General features: G+C 70.0%; 16 protein-coding genes. 9 read left to right on the top strand and 7 right to left on the bottom strand.

Annotated elements, in window-relative coordinates; all coding sequences use genetic code 11:
- Positions 1-105: 105 nt before the first annotated feature.
- Positions 106-792, top strand: a complete 687-nt coding sequence (locus NNI01S_RS11105) for a TVP38/TMEM64 family protein (RefSeq protein WP_174554394.1) — start codon at positions 106-108, stop codon at positions 790-792.
- A 7-nt stretch (positions 793-799) separates the two neighbouring features.
- Here the strand turns inward: NNI01S_RS11105 and NNI01S_RS11100 are convergent, their stop codons facing one another.
- The 3 genes from NNI01S_RS11100 to NNI01S_RS11090 form a co-directional block, all read right to left on the bottom strand.
- Positions 800-1,702, bottom strand: coding sequence for a S1C family serine protease (locus tag NNI01S_RS11100; RefSeq protein WP_174554393.1), 903 nt, complete (start codon positions 1,700-1,702; stop codon positions 800-802).
- Between the two features lie 250 nt (positions 1,703-1,952).
- Entirely contained in the window at positions 1,953-2,321 is a 369-nt protein-coding gene (locus NNI01S_RS11095) for a nuclear transport factor 2 family protein (RefSeq protein ID WP_063019964.1), read from the bottom strand.
- 135 nt (positions 2,322-2,456) lie between these two features.
- Entirely contained in the window at positions 2,457-3,386 is a 930-nt protein-coding gene (locus NNI01S_RS11090) for a CorA family divalent cation transporter (protein WP_084488708.1), read from the bottom strand.
- 705 nt (positions 3,387-4,091) lie between these two features.
- Here NNI01S_RS11090 and NNI01S_RS11085 point away from each other — a divergent pair.
- The 6 genes from NNI01S_RS11085 to NNI01S_RS11060 all read left to right on the top strand — a co-directional run bounded on the left by NNI01S_RS11085 (position 4,092) and on the right by NNI01S_RS11060 (position 9,893).
- On the top strand, positions 4,092-4,412 hold the full coding sequence (locus NNI01S_RS11085; RefSeq protein ID WP_245676066.1) for an ArsR/SmtB family transcription factor: 321 nt from the start codon (positions 4,092-4,094) through the stop codon (positions 4,410-4,412).
- 134 nt (positions 4,413-4,546) lie between these two features.
- Positions 4,547-4,741 carry a hypothetical protein gene (locus tag NNI01S_RS35680; protein WP_218019181.1) on the top strand — a complete coding sequence of 65 codons (195 nt, stop codon included), beginning with the start codon at positions 4,547-4,549 and terminating at the stop codon, positions 4,739-4,741.
- A 314-nt stretch (positions 4,742-5,055) separates the two neighbouring features.
- Positions 5,056-6,357, top strand: coding sequence for a condensation domain-containing protein (locus NNI01S_RS11075; RefSeq protein ID WP_157114702.1), 1,302 nt, complete (start codon positions 5,056-5,058; stop codon positions 6,355-6,357).
- Positions 6,358-6,426: 69 nt separating this feature from the next.
- Positions 6,427-6,876, top strand: coding sequence for a helix-turn-helix transcriptional regulator (locus NNI01S_RS11070; protein WP_063019960.1), 450 nt, complete (start codon positions 6,427-6,429; stop codon positions 6,874-6,876).
- Between the two features lie 5 nt (positions 6,877-6,881).
- Positions 6,882-7,292, top strand: coding sequence for a VOC family protein (locus NNI01S_RS11065; protein WP_063019959.1), 411 nt, complete (start codon positions 6,882-6,884; stop codon positions 7,290-7,292).
- A 207-nt stretch (positions 7,293-7,499) separates the two neighbouring features.
- Positions 7,500-9,893, top strand: a complete 2,394-nt coding sequence (locus tag NNI01S_RS11060) for an ATP-binding cassette domain-containing protein (RefSeq protein WP_063019958.1) — start codon at positions 7,500-7,502, stop codon at positions 9,891-9,893.
- 75 nt (positions 9,894-9,968) lie between these two features.
- On the opposite strand, the gene NNI01S_RS11055 is transcribed toward NNI01S_RS11060, so the two are convergent.
- From NNI01S_RS11055 to NNI01S_RS11045, 3 genes are read right to left on the bottom strand one after another with little or no spacing between them, the layout of a single operon-like run.
- Positions 9,969-10,412: an SRPBCC family protein gene (locus tag NNI01S_RS11055; protein ID WP_063019957.1), complete on the bottom strand. Its 444-nt coding sequence runs from the start codon at positions 10,410-10,412 to the stop codon at positions 9,969-9,971.
- Between the two features lie 36 nt (positions 10,413-10,448).
- On the bottom strand, positions 10,449-10,790 hold the full coding sequence (locus NNI01S_RS11050; protein WP_063019956.1) for an ArsR/SmtB family transcription factor: 342 nt from the start codon (positions 10,788-10,790) through the stop codon (positions 10,449-10,451).
- Positions 10,787-11,239 (bottom strand): SRPBCC family protein, encoded by a 453-nt coding sequence (locus NNI01S_RS11045; protein WP_063019955.1) that lies wholly within the window; start codon positions 11,237-11,239, stop codon positions 10,787-10,789. Before NNI01S_RS11045 ends, NNI01S_RS11050 begins: the two co-directional genes overlap by 4 nt.
- Positions 11,240-11,277: 38 nt before the next feature.
- Here NNI01S_RS11045 and NNI01S_RS11040 point away from each other — a divergent pair, with 38 nt between their 5' ends.
- Entirely contained in the window at positions 11,278-11,937 is a 660-nt protein-coding gene (locus tag NNI01S_RS11040; protein WP_169812952.1) for a TetR/AcrR family transcriptional regulator, read from the top strand.
- A 30-nt stretch (positions 11,938-11,967) separates the two neighbouring features.
- Here the strand turns inward: NNI01S_RS11040 and NNI01S_RS11035 are convergent, their stop codons facing one another.
- Complete coding sequence (locus NNI01S_RS11035) at positions 11,968-12,669, bottom strand: hypothetical protein (RefSeq protein WP_063019953.1); 702 nt, start codon at positions 12,667-12,669, stop codon at positions 11,968-11,970.
- A 674-nt stretch (positions 12,670-13,343) separates the two neighbouring features.
- On the opposite strand from NNI01S_RS11035, the gene NNI01S_RS11030 reads away from it, so the two are divergent.
- Positions 13,344-14,936 (top strand): bifunctional phosphatase PAP2/diacylglycerol kinase family protein, encoded by a 1,593-nt coding sequence (locus NNI01S_RS11030; RefSeq protein ID WP_245676065.1) that lies wholly within the window; start codon positions 13,344-13,346, stop codon positions 14,934-14,936.
- Position 14,937: the final 1 nt, after the last annotated feature.

Here is a 14,937-nt window from a genome sequence, read left to right as displayed (position 1 = left end):
TCCCAGCCGTTTCCCCTGCCCGCCACTACCAACCGGTAACCTGTCGCGGTGATCGACCGCAGCCCCGATGGGCACGAGGCAGCCGAGCGCCGGCGCGTCGGCGTCGTGACCAAGCTGATCCGCGACCCGCGTATCGTCGCGCTGCTCGTGGGCGCGGTGGCGTTGTTCGGCACGGCCCTGGTGGTTCCGCTGCCCTCGCCCCGCCAGGTGCAGGAGTGGGCGACGTCGGTCGGCCCGGTCTTCCCGCTGCTGTTCTTCCTGGTCCACGCTCTGGTGACGGTGGCGCCGATTCCCCGCACCGTCTTCACCGTCAGCGCCGGGCTGCTGTTCGGCCCGCTGCTGGGGATCACGCTCGCGGTGGGCGCGACGACCGTGAGCGCGGTGCTGGCGATCCTGCTCGTGCGCGCGCTGGACCGGGAGCAGGTCGCCGCCCGGCTCACCCATCCGGCGGTGCGCGCGATCGATGAACGTCTCGCGCGCCGGGGCTGGCTGGCGGTCGGCTCGCTGCGGCTCATCGCGGCGGTGCCGTTCTCGGTGATCAACTATTGCTGCGGCTTGTCCTCGATCCGGTTCTGGCCGTACCTGATCGCCACGGTGCTCGGCGTGCTGCCCGGCACGATCGGCACCGTCGTGCTCGGCGACGCGCTCACCGGCACCACTCACCCGGCGATGCTGGCGCTGTCCGGCGTCTGCCTGGCGATCGGCCTGGCCGGCCTGGTCGTCGACGCGCGATGGAAGACGGCACCACCCGCCCCGGCGGGCGCCCCCGAACCCGTCCGGACCGCCCACTAGCAGGCGCTCAGTCGGCCGCCAATTCCACCGGAACGGCGATCACGTCCACCATCGCCCCGTTGCGCAGCACCGTGACGGGCAGTTGCACGCCGATCGCCTCGGCGAACAGCTGCCGTTGGATGCCCTGGGCGTCACGCACTTCCGACCGCGCCACGCTCAGCACCAGATCACCGCGGCGCAGGCCCGCTTCCTCCGCGGGGCCGCCCCGGACCACCTCCACGATGCGCACCCCGGCCGCCTGCCCGGTCCGCGCGGCGACCGGCTCGGGTAGCGGCGCGGGCACGCCGACCAAGCCCAGATACGCGCGTCGTACCCGTCCGTCGGTGTGCAGCGTGCCGATGATCCGGCGCGTCGTCGCGTTGATCGGGATGGCCAAGCCGAGACCGATCCCGGCGACCGCGGTGTTGATGCCGACCACCCGGCCCGCCGAATCGGACAGGGCGCCGCCGGAATTGCCGGGATTGAGCGCCGCATCGGTCTGGATCACGTCTTCGATCACCCGCCCGGCGCGGCGGGAGGCCACCGGAACCGCCCGTCCGAGCGCGCTGACCACGCCCGCGGTGACCGAGCCCGCCAGACCCAGCGGACTGCCGACCGCGACCACCAGCTGGCCGACCACCAATCGGTCGGCGTCTCCGAGGGGCACCGCGTCCGGTGCGCCATCGCGGGCGCGCAGCACCGCCAGATCCGACAGCGGATCCACCCCGACCACCCGGAACCGGGATTCCACCCCGTCGGCGAAGACCACCTCGCCCTCGCGTGCCGCGCCGAGCACGTGCGCGTTCGTCAGCAGAAACCCGTCGTCGGTGAAAACCACCGCCGATCCGCTCCCCCGCCTGGTCCGCACACTCGCGACGTGCGGCGTCACCGACGCCGCCACCGCGATCACCGTGCGGGAGTAGGCATCCATCGCGGCGTTGTCCACGCCGACCACCACCCTGTTTGCCGGATTTGCACTACTTTGTCCAGCATGCCCCCGCGGCGGCGGCGACGCACCGTGTTCGCCGCAGGCACAACCGGGCCGCGGGCTGCCGGGCGTGTCGCGATCACGAGACCCCACAGCGGTGCCCGCCATCGCGCGGGCGCCGGACCGTTTCGGGGCACGGGCGGGCGACCAGGACCTCCGGGAATCTTGCGCTCAGCGGCGCAAGGACCGGACGCTAAGCCGAGGGCACCCGGTCGAGAAAGCCGTGCACGCTCGTGATCCGGCCGTCCGATCCGAGGGTGATCACGTCCGAGCCCGCGACCGGGGCGCTGCCGTCGGCCGCCGAGACCAGCTCCCAGGAGAAGCGGGCGATGTCGTGGTGGCCGTCGACCTCGCCGAGACGGCGGAACTCGAAACCGGGGAACTGCGCCTGTACACCCCCGATGGCAGCTGCCAGCTGGGCGTGACCGCTCACCTCGGCGAGCGGATCGGTGTACGCGCCGTCCTCGGCCCACGCGGCCGCGACCGCGGTGGCCCGGGCGGATTCGTCGGTGGCGTTCCACGCGGCGAAGTACCGATCGACCGCTTCCTCATAACGCGACATGTTGAACCTCCTGTGCTGCAATGGTTTTCGTCAACCGAATCGGGTTCTCCGTTCGGCTGTCGTCAACCTTGCCGTGCCGCGCGCCTCGCGTCGATTACGCGCGAGGTAATGATCGCCGGACAACAGCGACGGCACTCAGCGCAGTAAGCCCTTCTTCTTCAGGTAGGCGAGCGGAATCAGCGCGGAGGCCAGCGTCAGCAGGCAGGTGACCAGAAGACCGGTCACCCAGGACAACTCGGAGATCAGATCCACGGCGTAGCAGGTGGCGATCAGCGTGGGCGGCAGGAAGACCGCGGTGACGGCGAACGCCTCGACGATCTCGTTCTGCCGGACATCCAGCCAGGCCAGCGCGGAGTGCTGCCGATAACGAACCTTGTCGTACTCGACGCCCGCGTGCTGCCCCACCCCGTCGATGTCCGCGAGCAGGACGCCGATCGCACTGTCCAGTTCGCCGTGGCCGGACGGAGCATCGGCCCGCAGGTGGCGCGCCGCACGGGCCAATTGCAGCTGCGTCTCGCGAGTACGCGCGACGATTCGCTCGGTCGCGTTCATCCGCGCCAGCGCGCCGCGCAGGTCGGCCATCGCGGAATCGCGCCGGTCGTGGCCGGAGATCGCCCGCTCGATCTCGTCCTGTGTCGCCTCCAGCGCGTCACCGCTGTGGTGGAGTACCCGCTCCGACGCCTCGTTCAGCGCCCACAGCAGCGCGTACATCACACCGTGCGCGGAACCCGCGAGCTGCGGGTTGCGGCGCATCTTCGCGACCGCCTTGTCGAACGGGACGAAATGCTCGGACGGCTGCAGCGTCACGAGGAACTCTCCGCCCAGGGCGAAGACGATCGTCGCCCTTTCGATGGTCTCGCCGCGCTGGTAATCGGCGACCACCGGCAGGTAGAGGAAGTTGCCTGCCTCCCAGACCTGGTTGTGCGCGGCGGTGAAGTCGACGCCGAGCCGTTCCCGGAGCACGGCCGCGGTGTCGGCGTCGTCGGCCGCGAGGGGAATCCAATGCTGCTGGAGCACCTCGGTGTCGAAGTGGTCGGCGGTCACGGCGTTGAGAAAGGTCGTCATCGACTACCACTGCCCCGAGAAGACTCGCATGCACGAATCCGGGCGCGCACCGGTCGGCTCGCTTTCCGGATTTGTTGGGCGCGACGATGTTTCGGATTTCTCGTGCGGTGTGGCCATAGCGGGGGCTCCAATACTTACTATCGTGCGGGGCTGGCACACCCCTCGTGGACAGAGGACGCGCACACGGGGCGGGGCAGCGTCGATCCGCGAGAAGACCGTCGCCGCGGACACAACACGCATCGATCGAACCCGGACGCGCCCTTTCGCGTCGATCGACGAAGGTGGAAGTGCGTGCTGCGCCGGCCGATCGGGGCGCCGTTGCCCGGTCGCCGATCACGTACGCGGATCAACGACGCGGCGGCGCAACCTGTTTCTCGAGGGCGGCCCGGCTGTCGATGTCGATGTCGATGTCGATGTCGATGTCGATACCGTCATCCGGCATCTGCCGCTCACCTCGCTTCACTGGTCGACCGGCGCACGAATTGCGCCATCCATCATTAGAAACCCGCCGATCGGGGTACGTCAATCAGTTGCGCAAGTATTCGACAACCCGCCACCCATTGGAAAACTGGCGGCGCCGATCGGCACCGATGTGGGCGCACGACAACGGTTTTCGGCCCGAAGCGACACGTGCCGGTCCGGCGGCCACATGCTTGCACAGCCGGACACGGCCGTGTCACCCTACCGACAGCTATGGAGGCGGACGTGACCCAGCAGGGCGAACCGCCGGGCCCCATCCCGGCGGACCGATTACAGGACGCTGCGGCCGTTTTCGGCATGCTCGCGGCCACCGCGCGCCTGCAGATACTCTGGCTCCTCGCGCAGGGTGAGCGCGACGTCGGCTCCCTCGCCGCCGCCGTCGACCAGTCCGTGCCCGCCGTGAGCCAGCACCTGGCCAAACTGAAGCTCGCCGGCCTGGTCCACGCCCACAAGGACGGCAGGCGTCACATCTACGCGATCGCCGACCCGGACATCGCCGACCTCGTCCGCCTGGCCTTCCGCCACCACCGCGAGCGCCACGACTGAGCCGCCGCGCTCTCTCCGCCGGTGGCGCATCCGAACTGCCCGCGCAACTGCCGGATCAGTCCGGCGACGCCGCCGCCCCGTGGCTCACCCCTGCTGAGTCGCGCAATCGCCCGGGGAAAGTAGCCCCTGAGGCGTTGCATCCGCGCGTCCCCACCGTCGCCCTGGTTCTGCTCCGCAACGAATTCGTCGTGCGCGGCGCGCCGACCGCGCCCGACGACGTGCTGATCGACCTCGTGGACGAGGTCTACCTGCCGTTGATCCGCGGGCGCGAGCCGGCCACCCGCGCCACCGGCACGTTGCTGATGTGGTCGCCCGTCCAGCTCGAGTGACCGCATCGGGCCGGTTCGCGGTGCCCGGCGATCGAGCCTCGGATCCCCCGCGGATGTGCAGAGATTTCTCGTTCGTGCAGCACAGCGAACCAATGGGTACCATTCGCACCGCATCGGGACGTATCGCGGAGGCGGCGGACACCGAACCCGCCAGTAGGGTTGACCACGGCGTTGCCAGGCCGGATGCTCTTGGTTGGCCGAACAGCTCGAAACCGGACATTCGAACGATCTTCATCGTCGTAAGCGCCAGAGTTGTGGCGGCGACGACACCGGTGCGGACCCGCCCGGTGTCCGGAACTCGAGGGGAGATTTGCGTGACCTACCGCCTGACCGATATCGATTGCGTGAGTGCACGGGGGCACTCCGCGCTAGGGGGAACCCTGGCGATACAGGCGGTCTGGCGTTACGACCGTCCCGTGGACCTCGCGGCGCTGGAGCATTTCCACGAGGCATTGCGGCACGGCAGGCTGGGCAGGGCGGCCGCACCCGCGATGATCCCCGCCGCCGGGGACCGCTGGACCACCCGAGCCGAATTCAGCCCGCTCGAGATCGCCGATGAGCCCATTCCATCGGGTGCCCTCGAGGCCTGGATCGCCGAACAGGGGCATGCCGAGTTACGCACCTTCGGCGGGCCCGCGTGGCGGCTGGCCGCTACCCGGCTCGACAACGGGGAAAGCGCGGTGTCGCTGCTGGTTTCGCACACCCTCGCGGACGGCCACGCCTTTTGCGCGGCAGTCACCGACGCGGTCGCGGACAAGCGGCTCGACCTGGCGTACCCGAGCGACGAGTTCGGCCGGCTGCGTCTGCTGGCAGGCGATCTTCGCGATGCCGCGCGGCGAGCCCGGTCGTTCCCCTCGGCTGCCGGTTTGGCGCTGCGGTTGTCCGTCGCCAGGCGCGGCGGCGCCGGGCCTGGCGATAACGGGCGGGACTTCCACCTTCCGACGGTCACCGCGACCGTCCCGGCGCAGCAGTGGCATGCGGCGGCACGGGCGCGGGGCGGAACCGGCACCACCTTGGCGGTGGCGATGATGGCCGCTATCGCCACGGAGATCGGCCGCACCGACGAAGAGGGCCGGGTTCGCATGATGATGCCGGTCAGCACCCGTACCGCCGATGATCTTCGCGCGAACGCTCTGACCTCGATCGCCTTCGAGCTGGACGCTCGCGGGGGCGAGCCGGTCGACCTGGCCCCGCTGCGCGCGGTGATGAAGGAGAAGCTCACGGCGGCCGCGGCGAGCGGTCAGGACGTCCCGCCGCTGGTTCCGGTCGCGGTGGCGCTGCCGCGCGGGCGCTACGCCCGCCTGGCGCGGCAAGCCGCCACCGATCCCATCTCCACGGTGTGTTCCAGCCTCGGCAAGCTCGACCCCGAGATCCTCCGCATCGACGGCCGCCCGGCTTCGGCGATGATGCTGGGCCTGGTCAATCAGAGCCTGAACTCGCGGACCGTCGTGACCGAACGCGGCGGCAACCTGTATGTCGCGCTGATCGAGGCCGCGGACGCGATCACGCTGCGCATCATGGGTTTCCACCCACCGACCCTGCTCGACGCCGAGCGGCTCACCGAATTGGTGCAGGCCGCGCTCGCCGAGTACGAGCTCTCGGCGACCTTCTGGTAGCCCTGGGAGCCCGCGAGCGGCGGGACGGACATCGACCGCGTGTCACCGCGATGTGGCACCATCGGGTGAGTGACCAGTAGACCCGCCGCGGCGCAGCAGCTGCACGACCTCGCGCGGCTACGTCGAGTCCGCGACCGCATCGACCGGGAGTACGCGCAGCCCTTGGACGTGGAGGCGCTCGCCCGCGACGCGCACATGTCGGCCGGGCACCTCAGCCGCCAGTTCCGGCTCGCCTACGGCGAGTCGCCGTACTCCTATCTGATGACGCGGCGCATCGAGCGCGCGATGTCGCTGCTGCGCCGGGGCGACCTGAGCGTCACCGAGGTCTGCTTCGAGGTCGGCTGTTCGTCGCTGGGCACTTTCAGCACACGCTTCACCGAGCTGGTGGGGGTGCCGCCCAGCGTCTACCGGCGCGAGGCGGCGCGCGCGACGGCGGGGATGCCGTCCTGCGTGGCGAAACAGGTGACCAGACCGATCAGGAATCGAGAAGCGCCGGTTACCGAGCCGCAATTAGCCTGACTGCCATGGATATCACCATTCACGCGAGCTTCCTGCCGCACGACGACCCGGATGCGGCGCTCGCCTTCTACCGCGACCTTCTCGGCTTCGAGGTCCGCAACGACGTCGGCTACGAAGGGATGCGCTGGCTCACCGTGGGCCCCGTCGGCCAGCCCGGAACGTCCATCGTGCTGCACCCGCCGGGCGCCGATCCCGGCATCACCGACGACGAGCGCCGCACCATCGCCGAGATGATGGCCAAGGGCACCTACGGCGGCATCCTGCTGGCAACCAAGGATCTCGACGGCGCCTTCGAGCGGCTGGCGGCCGGTGACGCGGAAATCGTGCAGGAGCCCACCGAGCAGCCGTACGGGGTTCGCGACTGCGCCGTCCGTGACCCCGCGGGCAATCTGATCCGCATCCAGCAGCTGCGCTGAACCTCCGGTGCGGTCAGCCGCGCCGCCCGACGACCACCGTCACCCGCGACGACGCCCGGACGGCCGGCGACTCGGTGCGCCGCGTCCGGCGCCGTCGCCCGGGCGGGCTCGCGAACAATCAGCCATATCGGTCGATCTGGTTGGATCGAGCCAGGCGACGCCGATCCCGGGCCGCTCACGCGGCCCCGCCCGACAGAGGGAGACACGATGAGCACGGCCACGACGACGGACACGCAGTCGCCCGCGCTGCACACTGCCGACAGCCACGATCTGATCCGCGTGCACGGCGCGCGCGAGAACAACCTGAAGGATGTCAGCATCGAGATCCCGAAGCGGCGGCTGACGGTGTTCACCGGCGTCTCCGGCTCGGGCAAGAGTTCGCTGGTGTTCAGCACCATCGCCGCCGAATCGCAGCGGCTGATCAACGAAACCTACAGCGCCTTCGTCCAGGGCTTCATGCCGACGCTGGCCCGGCCCGAGGTCGACGTGCTCGAGGGCCTGACGACCGCGATCATCGTCGACCAGCAACGCATGGGTTCCGATCCGCGCTCCACGGTCGGCACCGCCACGGACGCCAACGCCATGCTGCGCATTCTGTTCAGCCGGCTCGGCAAGCCGCACATCGGCTCGCCTCAGGCGTACTCCTTCAACGTCGCCTCGATCAGCGGAGCGGGTGCGGTCACGACCGAGCGCGCCGGACGGACCGTGAAGGAGCGGCGCAGCTTCAGCGTCACCGGGGGCATGTGCCCGCGCTGCGAGGGCAGGGGCTCGGTCTCCGATATCGACCTCACCCAGCTCTATGACGACTCCAAGTCGCTCACCGAAGGCGCGTTCACCATTCCCGGCTGGAAATCGGACAGCTTCTGGACGGTGCGGGTCTACGCGGAGTCGGGCTTCGTCGACCCCGACAAACCGATCCGCGACTACACCCGGAAGGAGATGCGGGACTTCCTCTACAAGGAGCCCACCAAGGTGAAGGTCGAGGGCGTCAACCTCACCTACGAGGGGCTGATTCCCAAGATCCAGAAGTCGTTCCTGGCCAAGGACCGGGAGGCGATGCAGCCGCACATCCGGGCGTTCGTGGACCGGGCGGTCACCTTCACCACCTGTCCCGAATGCGAGGGCACCCGGCTCACCGAGGCGGCCCGATCGTCGAAGATCGCGGGCATCAGCATCGCCGACGCCTGCGCGATGCAGATCAGCGACCTGGCCGAGTGGGTGGCGGGTCTGGACGAGCCGTCGGTCGCGCCGCTGCTGACCGCGCTGCGGCACACCCTCGACTCGTTCGTGGAGATCGGCCTCGGCTACCTCTCGCTCGACCGGCCATCGGGCACGCTGTCGGGCGGCGAGGCGCAGCGCACGAAGATGATCCGTCATCTCGGCTCGTCGCTCACCGACGTCACCTACGTCTTCGACGAGCCGACCATCGGCCTGCACCCGCACGACATCCAGCGGATGAACGATCTGCTGCTGCGGCTGCGCGACAAAGGCAACACGGTGCTCGTGGTGGAGCACAAGCCGGAGGCGATCGTGATCGCCGACCACATCGTCGACCTCGGCCCCGGAGCCGGTACGGCGGGCGGCACCGTCTGCTTCGAGGGCAGCGTCGAGGGGCTGCGGGCCAGCGGCACGGTCACCGGCCGCCACTTCGACGACCGGGCCGCGCTCAAACAGACGGTGCGCAAGCCCGCAGGCAAGCTGGAAATCCGCGGCGCGAACGCCAACAACCTGCGCGACGTCGACGTCGACATTCCGTTGGGCGTGCTCGTCGCCGTCACCGGCGTGGCCGGTTCCGGCAAGAGCTCACTGCTGCACGGGTCGATTCCCGCGAGGGAGGGTGTGGTGTCGGTGGACCAGGCGCCCATCCGCGGCTCACGGCGCAGCAACCCGGCAACCTACACCGGCCTGCTCGAGCCGATCCGCAAGGCGTTCGCGAAGGCCAACGGCGTCAAGCCCGCCCTGTTCAGCGCCAACTCGGAGGGGGCGTGTCCCACCTGCAACGGCGCCGGCGTCGTCTACACCGACCTGGGGATGATGGCCGGCGTCGCCACCACCTGCGAGGAGTGTGAGGGGAAGCGATTCCAGGCATCGGTACTGGAGTACCACCTCGGCGGACGCGACATCAGCGAAGTGCTCGCGATGCCGGTGCTCGAGGCGCAGGAGTTCTTCGGCGACGGCGAAGCGCGCACGCCGGCCGCGCACGCCATTCTGGGCAGGCTCGCCGACGTCGGGCTGGGCTATCTCAGCCTGGGCCAACCGCTCACCACGCTGTCCGGCGGCGAGCGGCAGCGACTCAAGCTGGCCACGCACATGGCCGACAAGGGCGGCGTCTACATCCTGGACGAGCCGACCACCGGCCTGCATCTCGCCGACGTCGAGCAGTTGCTCGCCCTCCTGGACCGGCTCGTCGACTCCGGCAAGTCCGTCATCGTCATCGAGCATCACCAAGCGGTGATGGCGCATGCCGATTGGATCATCGATCTGGGTCCCGGTGCGGGCCACGACGGCGGCCGGGTCGTCTTCGAGGGCACTCCCGCCGACCTCGTCGCCGCCCGCGCCACCCTCACCGGCGAGCACCTCGCGGCCTACGTGGGCGCCTGATTCGCACACCGCGGCGAGTGCGCGACAGCATCTTCACCGATGGCGAAGATGCTGTCGCGATGCCCGCGCAGCACGTCAATTCCAGTTGTCGATCTTGACGTCGTACGGGTCCGGCGCGCCTTTGCCGGTCTCGACCAAGGACTTCAGGCTCAGCAGGAAGACCGCCCACTTGGTGCTGCAGTGATGCATGAACTCCACCGGCTCCTTCCATCCCCGATGCGCGAAGAGCACGACGGTGTAGTCCCCTGCCTGATCGAGGGTCCAGTCCACCTCGGTCCCGAGCCACTCGTCGGGGCCGCCGACCACCTCCCACAGCACTCGCTTGCCCGGCTCGAGGGCGCGCACGCGCATGTCGAATCCGCCCGCGCCGAAGCGGAATTCGATCAGGCCGCCGAGGTCGTCGCTCGTGCCGCTGGTGTCGCTCGCCCACCAGCCGGACAAGCCCTCGGTGGTGGTCAAGGCGGCGTAGACCTCGTCCACCGGCGCTTCGATACCGACCCTGTGCAGGATGTCCACCATTTTCGCTTCCTTTCTTCCGTTGGTTCCGGTCCGGATTCACTGCCGGTCCTGGCTGCGCTGAATCGCCTCGGCGATCCGCTTGATCCGGCGGAGTCTGGCGTCCCACGCCGCCCCCACCGAGGACAGCTGGGCCACCGCTCGGGCCAGTTGCGCCTCGTCCACGCGGTACCGCCGCTCCCGCCCGGCGGCGGTGGCATGCACCAGGCCGACGCGGTCGAGCACGCCGAGATGTTTGGCGACCGCCTGCCGCGTCACGGGTAGTTGCGTACTGAGACTGGTGGCCGTGCCCCCGCCGTCCACGAGGAGCAGGTCGAGCATCCGACGACGCGTCGGATCTCCGATAGCCGACCACAGGTCGTCGTCGACAGCGGCGGTCACGGGGCCGACACCAGCCGGGCGATGTACTCCCCCAGCCGGGGAACGTAGGTGTCCCAGCCCACGGTGTGCTCGCGGTACTGCTCGGCCAGCTTCGCGGCCTCCCAGCCCGTCTCCCGGAAACCCGTCTCGGTGAGCCGGATCAGGGTGCCCGCACCCGAGGCGACGAGTTCGAAGGTGACCAGCAGCGAGCCGGCGGAGTCGTCGACCTCGCCGTCCGGGTAGCACCAGCGGAACGAGAACACCCGAGGCCGCTCGGCTCGCACCACGGTCATCGGAGCGACCTGCGCCCGGTCACCCCAGACCAGCTCGCCGACCGCACCGGGAGCCACTTCGAACGCGGCATCGTCGCTCCACCATTGCGAGATGTGCTCCGGGCTGCTGACGACCTCGAAGACCACCTCGGGCGAGGCATCGACGTAGATCTCCCGTTCGATGCTGCCGTACTCCATACCCGCCGCCTTTCGTCATGTGCAACATTTGGTTGCACATGACGCTAGCTCGGCCCTCCCTCGAACGCAACCATTGGTTGCATATTCCGGGGCAGACGACCACCGCCTTCGATGTCGACCAGCTCGCCGCCGACGTCGAAGGCGATTCGCAGGCCGTCCGGATCCTCGACGCGGCCCTGGCGGAGTTCCGCGACCACGGCGTCGATCGTGTCCGCATGGAGCACATCGCCCGCCGCGCCGGGCTGCATCGCGCCACCGTCTACCGGGCCTTCCCCACCAAAGACCGGCTCGTCACCACCGCGCTGACCGTGTGGCTGCGGCGCGTCCTGTCCGGCATCACCACAGCCGTCGCGGGCCATACCGACGTCCGCATTCGCGCCGCCGAGGGTTTCGCCATCGTGCTGCGCACTCTGCGCAGCGACCCGCTCACCAATCGCATCCTGCTCGCCGGCGAAGGCGGCCAACCCTTCGTCCTCACCTACGGCTCGACCCTGCTCGCCGCCGCACGCGGGTTCTTCGCCGATCAACTCCGCCGGGCCGACGACGTCGGCGACATCGATCCCGAGGCCTCCGCCGAGATCGCCGCCCGCCTGTCCCTCACCCTCCTGCTCATCCCCGACAGCTACTTCTGCCTCGACACCGACGACGACGCTCGCAGCTTCGCCCGCCGCCACCTCATTCCCACGGCCCTTCGATAGCACCGCACAGCCGAGACGACGGGCGGAAGTTCACTTGGCTCCGTCGGTACCCGAACACGAGTCGGCCGCCCGGACTGCGTCCTCGGCGGCGCGAGAGGCTTCGGCCGCGGCCGCGTCGGCTTCCCGAGCCAGCTGCACGATCTTGTTCGCCCGGTCGTCGGCGCGAGCCTGCGCACTGGCGGCGAGCGCGCCGGCGACACTACGGAGCTTCGCGGCACGGGTACGGCCGGCGTCGTCGCCCGCTTCGGCCGTCGAGAGGTCGGCGTACCGAACGGAATCGTTCACGGCGGTGGGGAACGCGGGTTCGGTGTGGTAGAACTCGTGCAGGCCCACGGAGGGGCTGCCCGGTTCCTGGTACCGCGCGGTGGGCGCGTCTTCATCGGTCAGCCTGCGTTCGTAGGCATTGGCGGCCTCCGCCATACTCCGGGCACGAGCAGCGGTATCCCTGGCGGCGGCGGCGAGTGCGGCCGCGAAGTTCGCATCGGCGCGGGCGAGACCGCACGCACCGGCCGCCGCGTCCGCCCGGGCCGAGTCGGCCAGACCGCGGGCGGCCTCGGCCAGCGCGCGGGCCTCGGCGAGGGAGTGCACCAAGACGTCGTCGGCGGCGGCGTGGGCGAGGTCGCGGAACGCGCGGGTGAGGCTGCTGACGGTGATGTTCTCCGCGGATAGCCCGGCCGGCGACGCCGCACCAGAAGTGAGGCCGGCCGAACCCTGCGTCGTTGCTCGAGACATGGTGTACCTCCTGTGGGATTCATGATGGGGATACGTGCAGCTACCGGATCCGCCCCCGAATGCCGCGAGGAACGGACGTCGGTCCACGGCGCGTGCGAGATTCCGGGGCCCCGATCTTCGGCAGCTCGTCACCGTTGCGACACCGAGGGCGCAGTGTCCACCTGACCGACCCGCTCCACAGCAAACCTTTGGCAATCGCGCACCACTACGGTAGCCGCAGATGTCGGGACGTGCGCGCGAATCAGGAATCGTGGAAGCGGACGGTGCGCGCGCCGGGGGCACCTCACGAGGGAAAGTCACGCGTCCACATCGCGTCCGCCCCCGCTGCCGCGGGCGCAGCAAGGTCTCGCCGGGCTACCAGACGCCCGCCAGGCACGCCGACGAAACAGCTGTGACGCCCCACCGCACCTGGTCCAGGGTCCCACGATGCATGTAACAGTCGATCCAGAACACGTCCGCGCCGCGGCAGAGCACCGCCGATCCGTACGCGGTGCCACCGCTCACCCTCAACGCTGTGGGCGCTGCAAGGATCGTCCCCGAGACGCCATCACGCTGGAACCGCGCGGCGCCCCGGCAGGAGGAACCCAGGGCGGCGGTCGATCCTGTTGTGAGCCACGGCCGCCGAGCAGTCGCGGTGCAGCGACGGTCGGGCGGGGATCGGTAATGTCGGGCGGGTGAGTAGCTGGGTGCGCCGGAAGTTCCACGGCATCGGACGAATAGATCGGGCGATCGGCGGGGCGGTCGCCGAACTGCCGGCCTCGATGGCCGACCACGGCCTGTTACGGCTTACCAACAGTGCCGATTTCAGCGGCTTGTGGCTGGCGCTCGCGACGCTGCTCGCCACCCGCCAAGGCGCACCGCGCCGGGCCGCGCTGCGCGGTGTCGTCTCCGTCGCCGGAGCCAGCCTCGTCGTCAATGTCGGCCTCAAGTCGCTCATCGCGCGACGCAGGCCCGCCGCCGAACTCCTGCCGGTGCACCGGCGGCTCACTCCCGCCCCGCGGTCGTCGTCGTTCCCCTCCGGGCACAGCGCCTGCGCCGCCGCGTTCGCCACCGCGGTGGCGATGGAAAGTCCGCGCACCGCACTGGTCGTCGCCCCGCTGGCCGCCACCGTCGCCTACTCGCGCGTGCACACCGGGGTGCATTGGAGTTCCGATGTGCTCATCGGCGCGGCCGTCGGTTCCGGGGTCGCCCTGGCCACGCGGCGCTGGTGGCCGGTGCGCGAATCCGACGAAGCGCAGGCGAGCCCGGTCCCCGAGGTGCCCGCGCTGGCGGAGGGCAAAGGCCTGGTGGTCATGGTGAATCCGATCTCGGGTGATCCGAATTACGACCCCACCGACGACGTCGTCGCCGCCCTGCCCGCCGCCACCGTGCTGCGCACGCAGCCCGATGTCGATTGCGCCGACCACCTGGAACGGGCCATCGCCGAACACGGCGAACCGGTGCTGGCGGTCGGCGTCGCCGGTGGGGACGGAACCGTGGCCGCCGTGGCCGCCGTCGCGGTGCGCCACCAACTGCCACTGGTCGTCATCCCCACCGGCACGCTCAACCACTTCGCCCGCGACCTCGGCGTCTACGACCTGCGCGAAGTGATCGATGCGACCGGCGCGGGCGAGGCGGTCGCGGTCGACATCGCCAGCGTCGAATGCGAGGACGACACCGGTACGCGCACTCGGCATCTGATCAACACGGCCAGCCTCGGCGCCTACCCGGATCTGGTGCAGCTGCGCGAACAGTGGCAAGCCCGATGGGGCAAATGGCCCGCGTTCGCCGCTGCGCTCGTGGTCACCCTGCGCCGGGCCGAGCCGATCGAGATCTGCCTGGACGGGCGCTGGCAGCGGGTGTGGTTCCTGTTCGTCGGCAACGGTCCCTACCATCCGCACGGCGCCGTGCCCGCCTTCCGCGACCGGCTCGACGCCGGGTTGCTCGACGTCCGCTGGCTGCGCGCCGATCTGCGGTGGTCGCGAACCCGGGCCGTGCTGGCACTGCTGCTGGCCGCGATCGGCCACAGCAAGGTCTACGGCGAGCGCCAGCTGCCCGAGCTCTTCGTGCACCTGCCCACGCCGGAGGCACTGGCCACCGACGGTGAGGTGGTCGGCAAGGCCAACCGCCTGCACTTCGCCATCGCCGGTCAGCTCGCCGTCTACCGCCGGGACGAATCCAATCCCCTCTGGGCCGACCGGAGCCGCCCGCACCACCGCCGATCGCCGTGGCTGCGCGATGTCTTCCGGGCCCGCAGGCCATTTCAGCGACGAGCGGGCGAAGACTGAT

This window comes from Nocardia niwae NBRC 108934 = DSM 45340 (genome assembly GCF_001613465.1).
GTDB lineage: Bacteria > Actinomycetota > Actinomycetes > Mycobacteriales > Mycobacteriaceae > Nocardia > Nocardia niwae.
The sequence above is the reverse complement of the archived record's forward strand: the minus strand, read 5'-3'. Positions and strand labels throughout refer to the sequence as shown.

Bases quoted from the DNA above. Each gene is read 5' to 3' on its own strand.
- NNI01S_RS11035 (WP_063019953.1), bottom strand. From the start codon at position 12,669: ATGTCTCGAGCAACGACGCAGGGTTCGGCCGGCCTCACTTCTGGTGCG.
- NNI01S_RS11100 (WP_174554393.1), bottom strand. From the start codon at position 1,702: ATGGATGCCTACTCCCGCACGGTGATCGCGGTGGCGGCGTCGGTGACG.
- NNI01S_RS11065 (WP_063019959.1), top strand. From the start codon at position 6,882: ATGGATATCACCATTCACGCGAGCTTCCTGCCGCACGACGACCCGGAT.
- NNI01S_RS11040 (WP_169812952.1), top strand. From the start codon at position 11,278: ATGACGCTAGCTCGGCCCTCCCTCGAACGCAACCATTGGTTGCATATT.
- NNI01S_RS11055 (WP_063019957.1), bottom strand. From the start codon at position 10,412: ATGGTGGACATCCTGCACAGGGTCGGTATCGAAGCGCCGGTGGACGAG.
- NNI01S_RS11060 (WP_063019958.1), top strand. From the start codon at position 7,500: ATGAGCACGGCCACGACGACGGACACGCAGTCGCCCGCGCTGCACACT.
- NNI01S_RS11090 (WP_084488708.1), bottom strand. From the start codon at position 3,386: ATGACGACCTTTCTCAACGCCGTGACCGCCGACCACTTCGACACCGAG.
- NNI01S_RS11095 (WP_063019964.1), bottom strand. From the start codon at position 2,321: ATGTCGCGTTATGAGGAAGCGGTCGATCGGTACTTCGCCGCGTGGAAC.
- NNI01S_RS11045 (WP_063019955.1), bottom strand. From the start codon at position 11,239: ATGGAGTACGGCAGCATCGAACGGGAGATCTACGTCGATGCCTCGCCC.